This is a genomic window from Nocardiopsis exhalans, assembly GCF_024134545.1.
Lineage (GTDB): Bacteria > Actinomycetota > Actinomycetes > Streptosporangiales > Streptosporangiaceae > Nocardiopsis > Nocardiopsis exhalans.
The window spans coordinates 255,078-271,925 of record NZ_CP099837.1 but is presented as its reverse complement, the minus strand read 5'-3'; the positions used below and the strand labels follow the sequence as shown (position 1 = coordinate 271,925).

The 16,848-nt window shown below is 65.3% G+C and carries 19 protein-coding genes; 11 read left to right on the top strand and 8 right to left on the bottom strand.

Features of this window, described 5'->3' with window-relative positions:
- The first annotated feature begins 8 nt into the window (after positions 1-8).
- On the top strand, positions 9-188 hold the full coding sequence (locus tag NE857_RS01245) for a DUF397 domain-containing protein (RefSeq protein ID WP_254419406.1): 180 nt from the start codon (positions 9-11) through the stop codon (positions 186-188).
- A 278-nt stretch (positions 189-466) separates the two neighbouring features.
- On the opposite strand, the gene NE857_RS01240 is transcribed toward NE857_RS01245, so the two are convergent.
- The gene (locus tag NE857_RS01240) at positions 467-655 is read right to left on the bottom strand and encodes a DUF397 domain-containing protein (RefSeq protein WP_184367107.1); all 189 of its coding nucleotides are present in this window, start codon (positions 653-655) and stop codon (positions 467-469) included.
- Between the two features lie 3 nt (positions 656-658).
- On the bottom strand, positions 659-1,219 hold the full coding sequence (locus NE857_RS01235) for a DUF6879 family protein (protein WP_221319856.1): 561 nt from the start codon (positions 1,217-1,219) through the stop codon (positions 659-661).
- A 109-nt stretch (positions 1,220-1,328) separates the two neighbouring features.
- Here NE857_RS01235 and NE857_RS01230 point away from each other — a divergent pair, with 109 nt between their 5' ends.
- From NE857_RS01230 to NE857_RS01215, 4 genes are all read left to right on the top strand, one after another.
- Positions 1,329-2,186, top strand: coding sequence for a helix-turn-helix domain-containing protein (locus NE857_RS01230; protein WP_184367105.1), 858 nt, complete (start codon positions 1,329-1,331; stop codon positions 2,184-2,186).
- 93 nt (positions 2,187-2,279) lie between these two features.
- A complete protein-coding gene (locus NE857_RS01225) occupies positions 2,280-3,407 on the top strand; it encodes a hypothetical protein (protein ID WP_184367104.1) in 1,128 nt (375 codons plus the stop codon).
- Entirely contained in the window at positions 3,400-4,344 is a 945-nt protein-coding gene (locus NE857_RS01220; RefSeq protein WP_254419405.1) for a phosphotransferase, read from the top strand. Before NE857_RS01225 ends, NE857_RS01220 begins: the two co-directional genes overlap by 8 nt.
- A gap of 22 nt (positions 4,345-4,366) precedes the next feature.
- A complete protein-coding gene (locus tag NE857_RS01215; protein ID WP_254419404.1) occupies positions 4,367-5,374 on the top strand; it encodes a hypothetical protein in 1,008 nt (335 codons plus the stop codon).
- A 40-nt stretch (positions 5,375-5,414) separates the two neighbouring features.
- Here NE857_RS01215 and NE857_RS01210 read toward each other — a convergent pair whose 3' ends face one another.
- Positions 5,415-5,711 carry a hypothetical protein gene (locus NE857_RS01210; protein WP_376769945.1) on the bottom strand — a complete coding sequence of 99 codons (297 nt, stop codon included), beginning with the start codon at positions 5,709-5,711 and terminating at the stop codon, positions 5,415-5,417.
- Positions 5,712-6,118: 407 nt separating this feature from the next.
- On the opposite strand from NE857_RS01210, the gene NE857_RS01205 reads away from it, so the two are divergent.
- Both NE857_RS01205 and NE857_RS01200 read left to right on the top strand, forming a co-directional pair.
- Positions 6,119-7,045 (top strand): DNA-processing protein DprA, encoded by a 927-nt coding sequence (locus NE857_RS01205; protein WP_254419403.1) that lies wholly within the window; start codon positions 6,119-6,121, stop codon positions 7,043-7,045.
- 144 nt (positions 7,046-7,189) lie between these two features.
- Entirely contained in the window at positions 7,190-7,426 is a 237-nt protein-coding gene (locus NE857_RS01200) for a hypothetical protein (protein ID WP_184367099.1), read from the top strand.
- A gap of 403 nt (positions 7,427-7,829) precedes the next feature.
- On the opposite strand, the gene NE857_RS01195 is transcribed toward NE857_RS01200, so the two are convergent.
- Genes NE857_RS01195 through NE857_RS01185 form a run of 3 tightly spaced genes read right to left on the bottom strand, consistent with a single transcriptional unit; the run spans position 7,830 to position 10,809 of the window.
- Complete coding sequence (locus tag NE857_RS01195) at positions 7,830-8,453, bottom strand: hypothetical protein (protein WP_254419402.1); 624 nt, start codon at positions 8,451-8,453, stop codon at positions 7,830-7,832.
- Entirely contained in the window at positions 8,444-9,928 is a 1,485-nt protein-coding gene (locus tag NE857_RS01190; protein WP_254419401.1) for a hypothetical protein, read from the bottom strand. The genes NE857_RS01195 and NE857_RS01190 overlap by 10 nt, the downstream gene beginning before the upstream one ends.
- On the bottom strand, positions 9,925-10,809 hold the full coding sequence (locus NE857_RS01185; RefSeq protein ID WP_254419400.1) for an ABC transporter ATP-binding protein: 885 nt from the start codon (positions 10,807-10,809) through the stop codon (positions 9,925-9,927). Before NE857_RS01185 ends, NE857_RS01190 begins: the two co-directional genes overlap by 4 nt.
- A gap of 374 nt (positions 10,810-11,183) precedes the next feature.
- Here NE857_RS01185 and NE857_RS01180 point away from each other — a divergent pair, with 374 nt between their 5' ends.
- The 3 genes from NE857_RS01180 to NE857_RS01170 all read left to right on the top strand — a co-directional run bounded on the left by NE857_RS01180 (position 11,184) and on the right by NE857_RS01170 (position 13,798).
- A complete protein-coding gene (locus tag NE857_RS01180; protein WP_254419399.1) occupies positions 11,184-11,360 on the top strand; it encodes a hypothetical protein in 177 nt (58 codons plus the stop codon).
- Between the two features lie 947 nt (positions 11,361-12,307).
- Positions 12,308-13,399 (top strand): hypothetical protein, encoded by a 1,092-nt coding sequence (locus NE857_RS01175; RefSeq protein WP_254419398.1) that lies wholly within the window; start codon positions 12,308-12,310, stop codon positions 13,397-13,399.
- An 18-nt stretch (positions 13,400-13,417) separates the two neighbouring features.
- The gene (locus NE857_RS01170) at positions 13,418-13,798 is read left to right on the top strand and encodes a DUF952 domain-containing protein (RefSeq protein ID WP_026116312.1); all 381 of its coding nucleotides are present in this window, start codon (positions 13,418-13,420) and stop codon (positions 13,796-13,798) included.
- Between the two features lie 215 nt (positions 13,799-14,013).
- On the opposite strand, the gene NE857_RS01165 is transcribed toward NE857_RS01170, so the two are convergent.
- Positions 14,014-15,144, bottom strand: a complete 1,131-nt coding sequence (locus NE857_RS01165; RefSeq protein ID WP_254419397.1) for a sensor histidine kinase — start codon at positions 15,142-15,144, stop codon at positions 14,014-14,016.
- A 299-nt stretch (positions 15,145-15,443) separates the two neighbouring features.
- Between NE857_RS01165 and NE857_RS01160 the strand changes: the two genes are divergently transcribed.
- Positions 15,444-16,049: a response regulator transcription factor gene (locus NE857_RS01160; protein WP_254419396.1), complete on the top strand. Its 606-nt coding sequence runs from the start codon at positions 15,444-15,446 to the stop codon at positions 16,047-16,049.
- Positions 16,050-16,059: 10 nt separating this feature from the next.
- Here NE857_RS01160 and NE857_RS01155 read toward each other — a convergent pair whose 3' ends face one another.
- On the bottom strand, positions 16,060-16,830 hold the full coding sequence (locus NE857_RS01155) for an ABC transporter ATP-binding protein (protein WP_425572021.1): 771 nt from the start codon (positions 16,828-16,830) through the stop codon (positions 16,060-16,062).
- Positions 16,831-16,848: the final 18 nt, after the last annotated feature.

The following is a 16,848-nucleotide window of genomic DNA, read 5'->3' as shown; positions in this document are numbered from 1 at the left end:
AGGCACCCGTGTATTCATCCCGCGAGTTCCACAAGTCCAGCTACAGCCCGAACGAGTCCGCGTGCGTCGAGGTTGCGGAGGGGGCAACCACTGCGATGCGCGACACCGAGAATCGCGAGAAAGGCACCTTGGTGTTCCCGTCCGCCGAGTGGCGGGCGCTGCTCGATGCCGCCCAGCACGAGGCTTAGACAAAAACGCGGAAGCCCCCACCTGTGAGGGTGAGGGCTTCCGTGTATTCATCCCGCGAACAATGCACCCCGGTGCTGCGGAGGCGAGAAGCAGGCTCCTGTGACCGTAATTGGCCGGGGAGAGTTCAGGGCAGTACATCCGCACCGACCAGGCCTGAACCACCCGAACCAACGATGCCCCGACCATCCAAACTGGCTGGGGCATCGGAGTTCGTGGAGCGACCAATCCCGAATCTGTTCGCGTGCGACAGCACCCGGGACGGAAGCGCCCCTGATACCTAGAGAGCGCCGCCGGTGAGCGCGAGCCACTCACCAGGGGCGATGACCAGAACAGTGCTGCGGGGGTTCTTCGAGTCACGCAGGCCGACCACGTCAGTCGTGTGTTCGGTGATGGCGACCTCGACGCAGTCGCCGGTGCCGCTTCCGCTGGCTTTGCGGAAGTCCGCGTCCTTGAACAGGGGGTTCATCTGTCAGCCTTCCTGGAAGTGATGCTCGAATCCGATCAGGGAGCGTAATCCGGCCTGGGGCAGGTACCGGCGTAGTGGAACAGCGTTGGCCCGGCACACCTGGCGCCAGTGCACGTACTCATCAACGACCACCGGGTCGCTGGTGACGTCCACGTGCGTCAGAGCGCCATCGTCGTCGTAGACCATGCGCCCCACGCGCTCATCGTCGAAGAGCCAGTAGTCCCCATCGGGCACTCCCAGTTTCTCCGCTGTGGGTCGCGGCAGGATGGCGATCTCCTCACCCGCGTCGATGTTTGACGGGTAGGCACAGGTCATCTCGAAAATGACGTACTCGGTGAGCGGTTCGCTCACCACGTGCACGCGTCCGATCGAGGCACCCCTGCGGTTGATGGCGCGCACCCGGTCCGCCCAGGGCCCCAGCCATGACGGATCCTGGGGCAGACCGGCGCGGAACCTCTCCAGGGGCACGCGCTCGCTCTTGGAGTCGTAGAGGTCCAGGGTCTCCAGCCGGAAGACCTGATGTCGGAAGTCGTCGAAGGTACGGAAGAAGTCGGCCATCGTCATCACGGTCACTGCGACGCTCCGATGTGGGGGTGGTCGTGGACACGTTAGTCTGAACAGCGTCTTCAGATTCGAATCATCCGAAGACTTTTAAGACTCAATCAGGACTAGTATGGGAGAAGTCGTGCCGGAGGGCAAGAGATCCGACACCGCCAGACAAGAGCTCGCCTCCCTGCTGCGAACGGCTCGCCTCGATCGCGGGATGTCAGGGCAAGAGCTGGCGAACGCCCTGGGCTGGTCGCAGTCGAAGGTCTCCAAGATCGAGAACGGACGCACCCGCCCTTCCGGCGATGACGTCCAGACTTGGCTCGAGGCCTGCCGGGCATCCACCGAAGCGCTCCACCACGGCTCCGAGCTGGCTGAGGGTGCTCTCGTGGAATCGCGCCACTGGAGAGTGGTTCACGCTGACGGGTTGAGCTCCGGCCAAGGCGGGGTGAAGGCCCTGGAAGGACGCTCGGACACAGTCCGCTCCTTCCAGCCCTCCCTGATTCCAGGGCTGCTCCAGACGGCCGAGTACGCCCGCCAGGTGTTGACCGCTGTCAACGTCTCCGGCCAGAGCGACATCCCCGAGGCCGTCTCAGCACGCATCAGCCGTCAGGACGTGCTCTACGACAGCGATCGGCGATTCGAGTTCACGCTCACCGACGCCGCACTGCGCTGGCACCCGCACGGCAGGGACATCCTGCCCGCACAGCTGGACCGCCTGCTCTCGATCGCCACCCTGACCAACGTCTCCCTGCGCGTCCTGCCCCTCGGGGCGTCCTTCGGCCACCTGCAAAGCAACGGCTTCCTGCTGTTCGAAACCCAGGACGACCCCACCGTCATCGTGGAGACGTTCACCAGGGAACTCCGCATCACCGACCCACAGGAAGTCGCCCAGTACCACGACATCCACACCCGCCTGACTGACCACGCCCTCTCCGAGGACGATTCGCGCAGCTACATCCGCGATCTCGCCACGTCCACCTGACCGCTCGATACCCGACGCACGCGCTCCATTGACTTTCGATCAAGTCCAAGATTAGTCTTACTTTAGTCAAATCTTATGTCGGGAGGGGTGCACGTGGTCCTGTTCCTCAACGGCCCCGTCCAGAACGGTGACTTCACGTTCCGCAACGCCCCTGGCAAAGCTGTGGGGATCAGGCTCGCCTCAGCCCTGAACAGCGTTCTCGGCCGACCCGAGGTTCCGCACCTGTGGAACACCGCCACACTCTCCGGCGACATTCGCTACCGCACCCAGGATCGTCCCCATGCTCCTCCGCGAGCCGCGTTCGAGCACGCGCGCCTGACCGACAAGTACGGGCCCGGCATGCCCCAGCCCACATCAGTTATCACCGACGCCGACCCCGGTGTCGCTGAGCTGGCGTTGACCATCGTCGACGAGCACCTGGCCAACGGGGTGCTGCGCATCGGCGCAGCGAATGTTCAAGAGTGCGCGGGATGCGGGCACACGGTCGGGCTCGGCGCCAGACGATGCACCTCATGCACGAATGAATGTCTGCGGGTTCGGTCAACCCGTCACCTCATCAAGGACAACGGTGCTGGGCAAGCCACGTCAGCTTCTGAGCTTCTGCACATGCGCAACCGGCGGCGTCAGCACCACCTGGATGAGATCAGCCGCCACGTCCCCCACCGCCTATTGCTCTCCCGGCCTCGGTCGCATGGCGTCCACCTGGACGCTCTCGGCCTGCGCGGTCACGTCCTCGATCCACGGACCGGTCTCCACGTGACCGCTCTCTTTGCTACGCAGCGGCAAGGTGCGGAACTGGCTGCCATGACCGTGACCCCGAACGCCCTCGTTCACATCGCGGCCTACGCAAGCGGATTCGTCGATCATCACGGACACAGATTGCGGTACGCGCTTCATGGGCGCGTTCCCTACGACGCGGTGCCAGCGCTCCAGCGCGTCTACGACTTCCACCGCGCCGATGACAGCGACCGCCGTGTCTTCGAGTCCTGGTTCCTCCCCCTACTCGCGCTACGGAACAAGAACCGAACCCACCCCGGACAGCTACCCGCTTTGGTGAAGTACTTCCTCAAGGTCAGGCGCGCCGAACCCCGGATCGACCAGGATGAAACCGCAGAGCGCCTTCGGGAGAAGATCACGATGGGAGACCCTGACTGGGTGATGGACAAACACCTTCTGGCTGCCGCGCTGAACAGGCACGAGAGGCTGATGTCGCGTGTCTGAATGGGAGCTGGTGAAGGATCGGACCGCCTCAGCCGGTGCGGTCTGGCGCTCAGCTGACGGGCAGTACTTCAAACGAACCGGCGGCTCCGAGGTCACAGAGGAGTCAGGGCACCAGAGCCTGCTCTCAGAACTCGGCTTTCCGGTCCCTCAACCAACCCAGAGCGGCACAGACGGCACGCTGAACTACTTCATCGAGCCCAGTGCTGGCCAACGCACGCTACATGAACTCGCCCTGGAACAAGGGCGGGCGAGCAACGGCAGGGTGGGCGATGCTCTGGTCGACCGGTCTGCCGAGATCTCCGCGAAACTGCTCCAAGCCCAGGCCCGAAACCCGCTCCCCACTGATGAGGTCTCTCTTCGTCGTTGGTTCTCGGACGCGGGGTTCACCGCCGTCGTTTTCACTGAGAACCCGGACCTGGACACACCTGTCGTGCACTCCCTCATCGACCAGGCCGTGGACCGGCTGTCGGAAGTGCCCATGTGCCACAGCCACCTGGACTACGGACTGCCCAACGTCTTCGACGACACGGTCATCGACTGGCAGCACCACGCACCAGCACCCCTGGGGTACGACGTCTACCCGATGCTCGACATCGCGGCGTTCAAAGGCGGCGGCAGAGGTTACGCCTTCAGCCCCGAGCAACGTCTCCGCTACGTCAGCGCTCTGGACGAGGTGGCCAAGAGCCTTTCCGGGCAGGCGCTGAGCCTCTATCTGGGTGACTTCCTGCTGGTCAAATGCTTCTTCTTCCTCGCTCTTATGCGACCGAAACCGGGACAGGGCACCCGCCCGGACAAGCAGAGGAAATGGCTCTACCGAAGGAAGCTTTTCACGTTGGGAGTCGATGAGTATGCGAAGTCCCGAACGATTGACACCGGACTTTTCCCAAAGCTCAGTGAGTTCGAAGACACGTCGGGAAAACCCCATCCGCGACCGTGACTACCTTCTCGACAAGGACGGGATGATCTTCAAGGTCATCGGAGACTCCCACCCCGAATCCCACCACCTCGGCTACGTGAAGTACTACCCTGACGCGCGCGGCGATCGGAGCCTCTTCGGCCGTAGCTACCGCCAGAACAGCGTGGTCTCCAAGTCGTTCGGCATCCTGGCTGACCGACCCGAGTGCTACGTGTACTCCGAGATGTTGGGATGTGTCATCACAGGGGTACCACGTAGCCACGTGGCCCACCACTACTCGGCACGCGAGACCTTACGCGCACTGCTGGTCGAACCAAGAGACTACGAGAATCTTTCCGTGGGAAGGGATCTCCTCACGATCGCCCGACACCTCGACCAACGGCAACAGCTCGACCTGTTCGGCATCACCGGATCCTTCCTGGTGGGATGCGCGAATAAACGATCGGACATCGACCTCGTCTGCTACGGGAAAGAGGGATACCGAGCGGCACGGAAACTCTTCGGCTCCTCAAATCTGATCCAACCCTATGCGGGAGAGAACCAAACTCTTCTCTACCTGCGCAGGGCGAAGTACATGGAAGGCAGCGGCTTCGACACACTCCTCAAACAAGAGCAACGCAAGCTCCAGGGCCTCACTACCGGATCCGGCGCGCATATCAACTGTGAGCCTCTTCGAGAGGATGACGCCGGACCCCTGCACGGGCTTCAGGCAAAGGAGATCGGTGAGATCACGCTCTTGGCGACGGTCACCGATCACTCCGAGGGGGTTTCCACCCCCGCTCTCTACGAGATCAACGTGGAAAGGGTCCTCAGCGCGACCGTGGACGACCCGCAGACCTTCGCCAGTAGGGTTCGCTATCTGCGCTCCTACCTGGGCGCTTACACCGGGGCGTTCCGCTCCGGTGACGTGGTCCACGTGTCCGGAAAGCTCGTCCACCTGCTCGACGGTGGGAAAAGCTCCTTCGGTGTGGAACTGACCCCCTGGAGCGCGAGTCGGTCCTACATCGCAGACCTGACCGCGAACGTTCCCGTCCCGCAAGGAATCCCCTGACTTCTGCGGGGACCTTCAATCACGGATACCCCTGCCTTCACTACAGGATTCGCAGCAGAACACAGGCATCCCTGGCTGATGAGGCGTCGGTCGGGTCGGTCCCCTGGAGGCGGTGCCCGAGCAACCGGAGGAGTCCGCGTCGCGTAGGCGCGGTGATCCGCTCCCAACGGTCACCGTCACCCGTCCAGTCGAAAGGGCGCCGGGCCACGTAGATCTCGTGGGGAGCGACGCCCTCGATGGTCAGGTTCCACTGTTTGTAGAGCAACGGGCACAGGACGTGCTCCGGGATCGGCAGCCCTGCCTCGGGCGGGCTCGCCTGTATGGCCCCGGCAGGCAACCGGGGCCATACTGTCCTGATGGCTTTCCCACGCGCACGCACCTCCGGTGCTGACTCGGCGAGAAACAAGCTCTGGTGACCGTAGCTGGCCAGGGATTCGGCACGTTTTCCTCTGAACCTGGAGTGCGCGCATGGCCAGGCCCCCTGTCTGCCGATGGCGGAAGACTGCACGCGCTCGCTCCTGAGCTGGTTCGCCCGATCACGATCGTGAACCGCGAGCCGACGGCGCGTCGGGGACGTGACAACACCTCCCATGCGCACAAACGCACTCCCTAATGTCGCAGCCGCGCATGCAATGAAAAGCGAACACCGTACGCACCAATGATGCGGAGTCCCGACACGACCCGAGGAAGTTCGTGACCATGCCAGAGTTGGGCGGCAACAGGCCAGCTTCTAAGATCGATGACATGCACTCCATCGACGAGCGAACCGCGATGCTCGCTCTGCTGCTGCGCCAGGACGCGCGGTGGTCGGTGATCGCCGACGAAGCGATGGAGTCCGGAAGCGCGATCTCTGTACTTCAGAACCGGCTCGGTCACGACACCCTGTTTCCGGACCTGGTCGATGAGGCACCTGAAGTCATCCAAGCCCAGAAGATGATCGCTTCCTGCCGCAGTGAAGGAACGCAGGTGCTTTCCTTCCTGGATCCCGACTATCCCAGCCAGTTGCGCGACATCCACGAAATGCCGCCGTTGGTTTTCGCCCGGGGACAGCTTCAACCGGACACGCGAGCCATCGCTGTGGTGGGCTCGCGCAAAGCTTCGGAGCACGGATTGCGCATGGCCTACAGCATCGCTTCGCGCCTGGGGTCAATGAAGGTGACGGTGGTCAGCGGGCTCGCTGAGGGAGTGGACGCTGCCGCGCACCGGGCCGCGCTGGACTGCGGCGGACGCACCGTCGCGGTCATCGGTACGGGAATCAACCGGCACTACCCACGCCAGCACAAGGAGCTTCAGGACGAGGTCGCCCATCGCGGTCTGCTCCTGTCGCAGTTCCTGCCCGATGCCCCACCGACCAAGGCTTCCTTCCCCATGCGCAACGCCGTGATGAGCGGTTACGCGGCCGCGACCATCGTGGTTGAGGCTGGCGAGCACAGCGGAGCCCGAATCCAGGCCCGGTACGCTCTGCAGCACGGTCGACCGCTGATCTTCCCCCAGGAGCTCCTCAGCAACCAGTGGGCACGCGAGTTCGCGGAGCGACCCGGTGTCCATGTAGTCGAGAACATGGAACAGATGATGACGACCGTGGAGGAGCGCATCCACGACGCGGCAACGACCGCAGCCGACATCACCGCGCACGTCTCTCTCACGAAGGAAGAGGCGTTTGCCTGGTAGCCCCGCTCGTGAGGTGGTGGAGCGCTCGGTCGCAGAGCAGAGCAAGTTCCTCACCCCGGTTCTCGCCGGTTCATCCGGGGTCTGCCCCAAATGCTTCGGTGCCGTGCCTTCGATCCCGGTGCTTCGCATCGGGGCAGAGGAAAAGTGGCTGACCTGGTTACACCCCTGACCTATCGGGTCGGCTACCAACACCACAACCAGGCGGCACACGATCTGCGGGCTTACAAGGCCGATCCGCCGCGCCGTGAAGCACAGCTACGTCTGACGTGCCTGTTCTGGTACTTCTGCCTCCTACATCTGGGATGCATGAAGGATCGTTTGGGGATCACCGGGTTCACCCACGTGGCTTTCGTTCCCAGCACCAAGAGAGTTCAGGCCTGACACCCTCTCGAAGCAATGCTCTCACCGATGATCCCGATACCCCGGCCCGCGCTGACTCTCAACGCTGGGATAGATCCCTCCCAGCGTGTGCTTCACACCGAATGGTTCACCGCTGCCCCGCTGGTTCCTGCGGAGGGGCGGCCTGCCGCAGTGTTGTTGATCGACGACACGTGGGTGAGTGGCGCGCGGGCACAGTCGGCCACCCACAGTCTGAAAAACGCGGGCGCTGAGCAGGTGTCCGTCCTTGTACTGGCCCGGCAGATCAATCCAGGCCACGAACCGGCACAACCGCTGCTAGCCCAGGTGAGGAACACGCCGTACGATCCGCGTACGTGTGTCTGGCACTGATCTCTGGCAAGCGTGTGGAGTTAAGGACACTGCTCCGTATTGTCAGTACAACCCCCTACCTGGGGTTCTCCCGGTTTCCGATAACCAGCATCAGAAGCGGCAGGGGGATGAGCACAGCCCAAACACGGTGGAGCCCCTCCCATTCAGGCGCGGACGGCGGATACCAGAGCCAGAACTCGCTCCGGTACATCAGGGAGACGGCCACGAGCACCAGCAGCACCGTGCTTCCGATAAGCGCCGCCGGGTATCCGTTCATCCAGCGCCGTACAACAGACGTGCAGGCCAGACCCGTCAGAATGACCACGGCCGCTTCCACCGGCAACCCCGCGAACACCCCCCGGTGCTCCTCGGGCAGTCGCAGCTCCACCGACAGGTAAGCGACACCCCAGGCTGCCGCCGCGGCCGCCCCGGCCAGCAGTGTGCGCGTCCACTGACGCATCCATCGGGGCACGGGTGAGGCCGCGGTCGTGTTCTCCGCGGCGTCAGTCAGTCCGAATCCGGCGGCCGCGCCCAGAAGGACCGCCGCCGAGCGAAGCGACACCGCCAGCAGGTCGGTGTCGACGTACGGTCCGGTGAACCCCCAGGCGGTGATCAGCACCGACACGAGGGCGGCCACGCCCAGGGGAACCCAGTCCATCGCCCGGGCGGTCGCAAACACGATCCGCGGCATCACGCGCATGCGGTCCCCTGTTCGGCACCGCTCGGCTCCCCGGGCGGAACTGCCACGCCGAGAACGTCCGCGGCCTCTTCCAGGGTTGTCTCCACGTCCACCAGCCGCTCCCACTCCTGGTGCACCAGCGTCTGGGTGTTCGGGTCCGCCAGGAGCTCCTCGGCCATGTCGAGTTCGGCCTGGCCATAGGAGACCGCCCCGAACACCGAAGCCGGAAGCTCCACCGCCACGACCTCATCCGAGCCGACCTCCGCCATGTGCTCACGTTCGGTACCCGCGGCGACGGGGGCTTCGGTCTGACCGAGCAGCCACAGCGCGATGACCGTCCGGGCCTGACCCGCGGCGTCACAGCCGAAGCCCCCCTGACCGTCCGACTGCAGTACGTCCGGGGGAGGGAAGCCCGCCATGAACGCGGCCACCGACCCGGCGACCGCACGCCGGTACTCGACCTCTCCCCCGTTTCTGCCCCAGGTGGTACCGACCAGGGCGTACCCTCCGCCTTCCAGGTCGTTGAAGGCGTATCCGGTGTACTGGTAGACGGCTTCGAGCTGGGGCGCCTGCGGCGGAGCCGCTTCGAGCACCGGGCCGATCGCGTCCCGCCACAGCGGTACCCAGGGCTCGAAGCCCGGCAGCGCGCAGTAGTCGACTCCGTCGTGCTCCTCGCAGGCACTCGCCTGAGCGGTGACCGTCACCCGTCCCTCGTGCGTCCCGGCGAGTTCGACCGGCTCGGCCCCTTCGAAGGCGGATGGGACGGCGGTCAGGGTCGCGGCACCCACCACGGCGGCGGAGGCCGCGACCGCGGCGGCTACCGTACCGGTGGTGCGCCGGTGGCGCATCACAGCTGCCAGGGAAACCGCGGTCACCAGGGCCGCCAGGTAGAGCAGGTGCCATAGCGGCGGCCGGGCGGCTTCGAAGGGCAGCGCCTGGGTGGGGACGAGCGGCAGCAGCCAACTGTCACGGAACTGGAACAGCGACCACACGATGAGCATGAGGACCACGGGAGCCGCGACGGGAGAGGGTACCCAGCGCCCCAGCGCCACTCCGAGTGCGCCCATCAGCATGACGGCCAGCACCCCGGCCGCGAGCTCCTGGGGCCGGAAGACACCGGCGGGGGCCGCACCCACGAGCAGGGTCGGCACATGCAGGGACAACACGAGGAGCGCAGCGGCAGCGCCGCAGAACAGGGACGCGCACAGGACGGACCAGGTTCGGTTCGCGGCCGGAAGCGGCAGGGATTCCAGCAGGTCAGCCGTACCTCCACGCCGTTCTCTGAGCACCGCCAGATTCGCCGCGAGCATGACACCCGCTCCGACCAGGACAAGAGTGGTGGCGGCGTCCACGCTCTGGATCGTCCAGTCCGTCATGTCCCGCCACGTCGACAGGGTTCTGGAGACGAGCAGCACCAACACCAGGGGCAGGACGAGAGGGCTTCTCGCGAACCGGTGAATCTCGGCCCACGTGAGCGCCATTGCAGGGGAAGTCAACGGAGTCTCCCGATGCTGTTCTCCGTGTCGGCCGCCTTCGGCGCGGATTCGAGCAGGAGGAGGTAGCCGTCCTCCACCGCGGGTTCGGCTGCCCGCGCACCCGGAGGCCGCTCTCCGATGCTCCGGTAGTCCCCCGAGGCCGTGCGCCACATCGCGTGCTGCCGCCCCGGCGGCCGCTCGGACACCCACACCCGGCCACGGGCGTGTTCCGCCAGTTCCTGAGGCGTCCCGGCGAAGAGGACCCGACCGTCCCGGTAGACCAGGACCCGGCTGCACAGGGCGGCGACGTCATCGGTCTGGTGAGTCGACAGCACCACCGTGCGCTGCTCGCTCTTGCGCGAGATCAACGTGCGAAACCGCATGCGCTGCTCCGGGTCCAAACCGACAGTCGGCTCGTCCAGGATCACGAACCCGGGGTCGGCCAGAAATGCCTGCGCAATGGCGAGGCGCTGTCGCATACCACCTGAGAGCTTCCTGATCCTGACCCCCGCGGACGCGGACAGGTCGACCTCTGCCAGAGCACGCGCCACCGCCTCTTCGCGCTCCTCCTTTTCGGAGATCTCCCGCAGCACCGCGATGTAATCGAGCATCTCCCGGCAGGTGAAGTTCGGATACATTCCGGGGTCCTGCGGAAGATACCCGAGGTTCCGTCGGATTCTTGTCCGCTCGGATTTGATGTCGGGGTTCAGGCCGAGCAGGTTCAACTGCCCCGCGTCGGCCCTGAGAACGGTGGCCAGGCACCTCAGAAGCGTGGTCTTACCCGCCCCGTTCGGCCCCAGCACCCCGGTCACCCCCATGGCCAGGTCGAAGTCCAGCCCGTTGATGACCCTGTGCGTGCCGTAGGACTTGCTGAGCTTTCGCACCGAGATGGTGTGCTGCACTATCGCCCCTCTCAGCGGTATCGTGCATTCGCGCGCGGCTGTGCTCGATGAGGGCGGGCACAGGCCCGATCTCCAGGGACTCCGCTGGTCGGCTTCGTGCCCCTCGGTCAGATCTACACAGCCCCGGCCGATCAGCAGTTCTCGGCGCACGATCCGTGGCTGACCCAGCTGCCGCCGCTGCGGGTTATTTAAATTTACAAAATCATCCACCCGATGGTGCGCGCAACCAGAATCCCACCCTCCCCAGCCAACAGAACTTCCTCAAAACACCAAAGCACTGGTCGTTGCAGTTCATTTGACGAATGACCGCATTCGGCCACGAACAGGCATTGACACCTTCTCGCAATTTACGATAACTCCACGCAAGGGCTCTGGTGAATTCAGGACACGGGGACACCCAGCCGCAGGCCAGAACTTCAAGAGAACCGGCGTCGCAGCCCGCCAACGCCCTGGCCGGACTCGCCGGAGTGTGGCTGTTCTACGCCCTGACCACCGTCGGACTCGTCGTCGGGCAAGGAGTGACCTTCCTGCGTGTGAGCAGGGACCTCTGAAAAGCCGACAAGGACACCGGAGCTCGGGGCCGGCACCCTGGCCTGGCCGGGCGTTATGCATTGCCAGAAGTTATCCACACCCTGTGGACAGAGCCCCCCGCTCCCACATGAGTAATGCGGTGCCATGGCCGACCGCCACCCCGGTGGCCAGGGCCTCCAGAGCGAATTCACTGGCCGATGCCGCTCTTCTGGCCCCGTAGGTTCATGGCAATTGAGTAGACCATGGCAGCCAGCCCGAAGAAGACGGCCACTCCCGGCATCCCCGAGAAGTTGGGCGTGAAGTACAACTCAGGAAGCCCCCGACCTCCTCGACAGAGGACTCGATTACGCAGGGGATCCTTGTATCGGATCACATGAAGAACGACATCGCAACGGTTGCAACGGCCGCGACCACAGTGACGAAGATCCCGATAAAAGCTCCGTCAAATACTCTAGATAACGCACGGACAGCCATATTTTATCCCCTCGGGCAAGAATGCAGATTCGATCATGCGTGGCGGGGGCATCGACCAGCACGCAACCACCGCCCGCGTGAAAAACCGACTCATATCACACATCGGGTGAAGATATCAGACAAAACCCCTGGGACGAAAATTACCCAAGGCAAGGAAATTACATTGGGAAAATGGAATCGCCTTCCCCGCAGGTAAGCGAGCTGGATGAAAAGTCCAGTTTCGCTTGGCCAAATATGGCCAGGGGTCAGGATCGGATAGCCCGGCGGAATTTCATCCCCGCCGGGCTGCCCGCCCCTGACCGCCTTCCCCTTGGAACCCGACGGCATGAGCGTGATCGAGTGCGATACCCAAGCGTGACGCCCCGGCCGGAAGCCCTTCCGGCCGGGGCGCTCTCTGCTTCCAGGTGTTGCGCACAGCCTGTGGGCGGAGATGTCGTTCGGTCACCGGTCTCTGCCAAGATCGGTGCGACCGCCGTGGAAAGCAGGAGAAAACGTGACGAAGACGGACCAGCGCACCGGGGACCTCCGAGGGCTCGCCCTCACTCTCCGACAGCTCGAGGTAGCGAAGTGGACCGCCGTGGAGTTGCGCCGCGTAGCGGACGACCAGGGCTGGGAGTGGTGCGAGGGTACCGGCGTTCCCCGCCTGCGGACCGGATCGCCGTTCGGCGAGGCCTGGCTGTCCGTGGTCGACTCCACCCTGGAGGACTACGTCACCACGGAGGAGTTCGTCGGACTGCACTTCGTGATCGCCGAAAAGGGCACTCGGGCACAGGAGGAGATCCAGGCCTTCCGAGAGGCGCACGAGGAGCTGCGGGACGTCCTCGGCCCGAGCTACCTGCTGGGCGCGGACGACACCGACGTCTCCTTCCACTGGGACGCTCCGGATTGGGGCGCCCCCTACGTCCGGTGGCGGGACCTGGCCGGGCCGAACCTGATCGAGCTGCGGGCCACCGTGCACGGAACGGTCCTGACGCTCCGGCCCAAGGGGCCGGCCGAAGGCTGGTACTGCAAGACCGTGGAACACTCCGCCGGGCGGGTCGGCGGCTTTGTCATCAGCGTTCTGGCCTCGGAGAACGTGGGCCTCCAGCTCCCAGGGGTCACCCTCCACTCGGAATGGCGCGACTACGGCGCGCACCTCGCCAAGGCGCTCCGGACCAGGGCCGCGGAGGTGACGGCGCTCGGTCTGACCCAGTCACAGGGGTTGTACACCGCCATCCCGGGCACGGGCACGGGTCTGGCATTCTCACTCAGCTTCGGCGAGCAGGTGGAGGTGGGCATCACGACGATCCTGGAGGAGGACGCCGACCTGGAGTCGATGGACCTGCCCTCGATGGGGTGGGTCCAGGCACCCGAGGAACGTCGTTACGAGGACGACATCGTCCACCTCGCCCCGGTCCAGCAGTACGACGAGGTCAACGGTGTGCGCCTGGCCCTGATGCTGCTCGAGGTGGCCGAACAGGCAGGTCTGGATTCACCGGAGGGCCTACTGGCCGCCGAGGACCTCGCGTGGCTCCCCTGGGTCGACCACAGCTTCGGGCCCGGTCGAATCAAGGACTACGGGTTCGCTCTCAGGGTCACCCAGTGAACGTGTAGCGTCCGGGGCATGGCTCACATCCTTCATCTCACGGAGCTCTCGCATTGGCGGGCCGGTGGCGACGTCGAAGCTGATTCACTTTCCTCTCAGGGGTTCCTGCACGCCTCTCCGGACGAGGCCACCATGCTGGCGGTGGCCAATGCGTTCTACTCCGATCCCGCAGAGCCGATGATCGTGCTGGTGGTGGACACCGAGAAGGTGCCCGCCGAGGTGCGCTGGGAGGCGGCTGACCCCACTCCCCCACCTGGGGTCGGGCCGGACGTGCTCTTCCCGCACGTCTACGGGACGATCCCGCGACCGGCCGTTTGCGCTCTGCGTCGCCTGGTCCGGGACCCGTGGGGCCGCTACACGGCCCTGGAAACAGTGATGGAGCCCGGCCCCTGTCTCTAGGTCGACACGGAGACACGGAGACACGGAGACACGGAGACACGGAGACACGCCGATGAGTCGACCTGCGGACACGTCGCCTTGCCAGTCTCCCTGGCGGGCGTCCTTCATCTGGACGGAGTGGTTCTCAGTGCTGTGCGGGCCGGGCCCGGTGCCGCGAGTTCGGCCGTTCGTCGGCAAAGAGCTCTTCCGGAGGCTGTGGGTATCTCTGGTGGCACTCAGGCGGGAAGCTGACAGACCAAGGTGAAGCGGCCTTCAGGGGTCGCACCCGTGTGCGCGGACCCACCCAGGGCAGCGCAACGGTCCGCGATACTTCGGAGCCCTGTCCCCGTTACGACCTCCTCCTGACCTGGAGCACCGTCGTTGCCCACCACCAGGGTGACCCAGCCCTCCTCCTCTTCCAAGGAGAGATCGACTCCGGTGGCCTCACTGTGTACGAGCACGTTGGTCACCGACTCGCGCAGGACGAGGGCGAGTTCCCGGTCGATCCGCTCCGGCAGCGAGCACCGAGCGATGTCGGTGGACAGGTCGACCGAGGCGTCGGCAAGGAGCGCGGTGGCTCGCTCCACCTCTGCGGCGAAAGTGCTGTTCCACGTCGACGCGGCGGCCGCCCGAACCTCGGAACGGGCATTGCGCGCCAAGTCCACCAGGCTGCGGGTCTCTTTCTCCAGGTCGGGGTGGCCCGACCCCATCTTCCGGATGATCTCGCCCTTGAGCGTGATCGCCGTCAGCGTTCCACCGAGGATGTCGTGCAGGTCGATCGCGAGCCGACGGGGCTCGTCCGCGCTCCGGGGACGCTTTCTCTCAGGGCCCCGCCGGATCGGTAATAGGAGGTACGACAACACGAGGGCCGCTCCCGCAACGGTCAGGTGGCCGGCCGCCCAGAACAGAACCCAGAGGGTTCCCACCCGGAAGAAGAGGAGAAGGGTCAGTGGCAGGAGTGTCAGGACGACCCCGGCGGCCAGCAGCAGAAGCGTTCTGGTCATCCCCGAGGAAGAACGGGCCAAGACCAGGGCAGAGGCCGCCAGCAACCCCGTCGCGGAGTGCCAGGACCACCCTCCGAAGAGCAGCAGCGGCACCGCCACCAGGGCCTGGACAAGAAGCAGAGAGTACTGGGCAGCGCCCTGAGGAGAGCGGGACATGCTGCGCACCTGTGCGAGGTGGATCCCCACGGGCACCGCGTACCAGAGGCTGACGAACCCGAGATGGTACAGAAGTCGAAGCCCGCTGGCGTTCCCGAGGAGCACGGGGGCGCTGAAGGTCGTCACAAGGACCAGAAGCGTTCCGAAGACGGCGACGGGGCCGACGTACAGCGGGATCGCCCAGCGTCGGCGTGCCGCCGCGTCCACGCGGGGCGGCGCCTTTTCTTTTCTCCCTCTGGAAATCACTCGCGCCACTTTATCGTCACCGCTTCCGGCAGCCCGCCCACCGAAGGGTCCATTTGGCCAGGATCGGACAGTCTCGGATTCGATGACAACCACGATTATTGAATCGTACAATATCTTATTTTCGGCCGCCCCTTTCTCTGATTGTCCACTTTGACCTGCGAGATCTCCCCCTCCCAACGAGACCCCACCTCGCCCGAACGACCCACAGGAAGGCAACTCCCACACCAGTGGAAACAGCGCACGCTGGTAGGAATATCCCTATGATTCGTGTGATCATCGCGGAGGACATGCGCCTTCTCCGCGATTCCCTGGTCCGACTTCTCTCGTTCACCTCGGACATCACCGTCGTGGCTGAATTCGAGAGGGGGGAGCACGCGGTGGCCGACGCACCGCGTCACCGACCCGACGTCGCGGTGCTCGACGTGCGGCTGCCGGACATCAACGGGTTCGAGGTGGCGCGGCGGCTCCAGAGCCCCCTCCCCCGCTGCCGGACCCTGTTCATGACCAGCTACGCCACCCCGGCCAACCTCCGCCAGGCCGCGGAGGTCGGGGCCTACGGGTTCATCGCCAAGGACCGTTCCGCCGACGCCCTGGCCGAGGCGGTCCGAAGCGTACACGCGGGCCGCAAGGTGTTCGACCCCGATGTCGTAGCGGACGCGTTGACGCACACGGCCAGTCCGCTCACCCCTCGGGAGGTCGAGGTTCTCCGCCTGGCCGCTCGGGGGGAACCGCCCGGTGCCATCGCACGGAGTCTGTCGCTCGCGGCCGGAACCGTGCGCAACCACCTGGCAGCGTGCACCACCAAGCTCGGCGCACGCAACCGGGCGGACGCGTTCCGGATCGCCACTGAGAACGGATGGCTCTGACCCACCCCGGTCATCGCGCCCCGCTCAGCTCGGCGAGGCGATGGGTGATGGTCGCGACGGTGGGTAGCCGCAGGGAGCCGACGATCGCGCCGTCCCGCAGGAAAAGGACCTGGTCGGCGTGGGCCGCGGCGGTCGGCTCGTGCGTCACCATGACCACCGTCTGCTCAAGCTCGTCCACCGAGCGGCGCAACAGCCCGAGTATCTCCTCGCCGGTCGCACTGTCCAGGGCCCCGGTCGGCTCATCGGCGAAGACCACCTCCGGACGGGCCATCAGCGCCCGGCAGATCGCGACCCGCTGCTGCTGGCCTCCCGAGAGCTGGTGTGGGAAGCGGTCGATGTGGTCGCTCATACCGGTACGCCGGATGATCGTGTCCAGCCACCGCGCATCGGCCTTCCGACCGGCCAACCGGAGCGGGAGCACGACGTTCTCGCGGCCGCTCAGTGCGGGGAGCAGGTTGAACGACTGGAAGACGAAACCCATGCGCTCACGCCGGATCAGCGCCAGTTCCCGCTCACGCATGCCCCCGATGTCGGTGTCACCGAGAACTACCCTGCCCCGGGTGGGTTCGGCCAGCCCGGCCGCGCACTGCAGGAGAGTGGTCTTACCCGACCCCGAGGGCCCCATGATCGCGGTGAACGAAGCCGCGGGAAAGTCCACACTCACCCCCGCCAACGCCCTGACCTCGGACTCCCCCGCCCCGTAGGTCTTCCAGACCTGCTCCAGCCTCACCACGGGACCGTGCCGCTCTCCCGCCGGCTCCCTGAGCTCTCGCCGTTCCATGTCTCCCTGTTCCGTCCG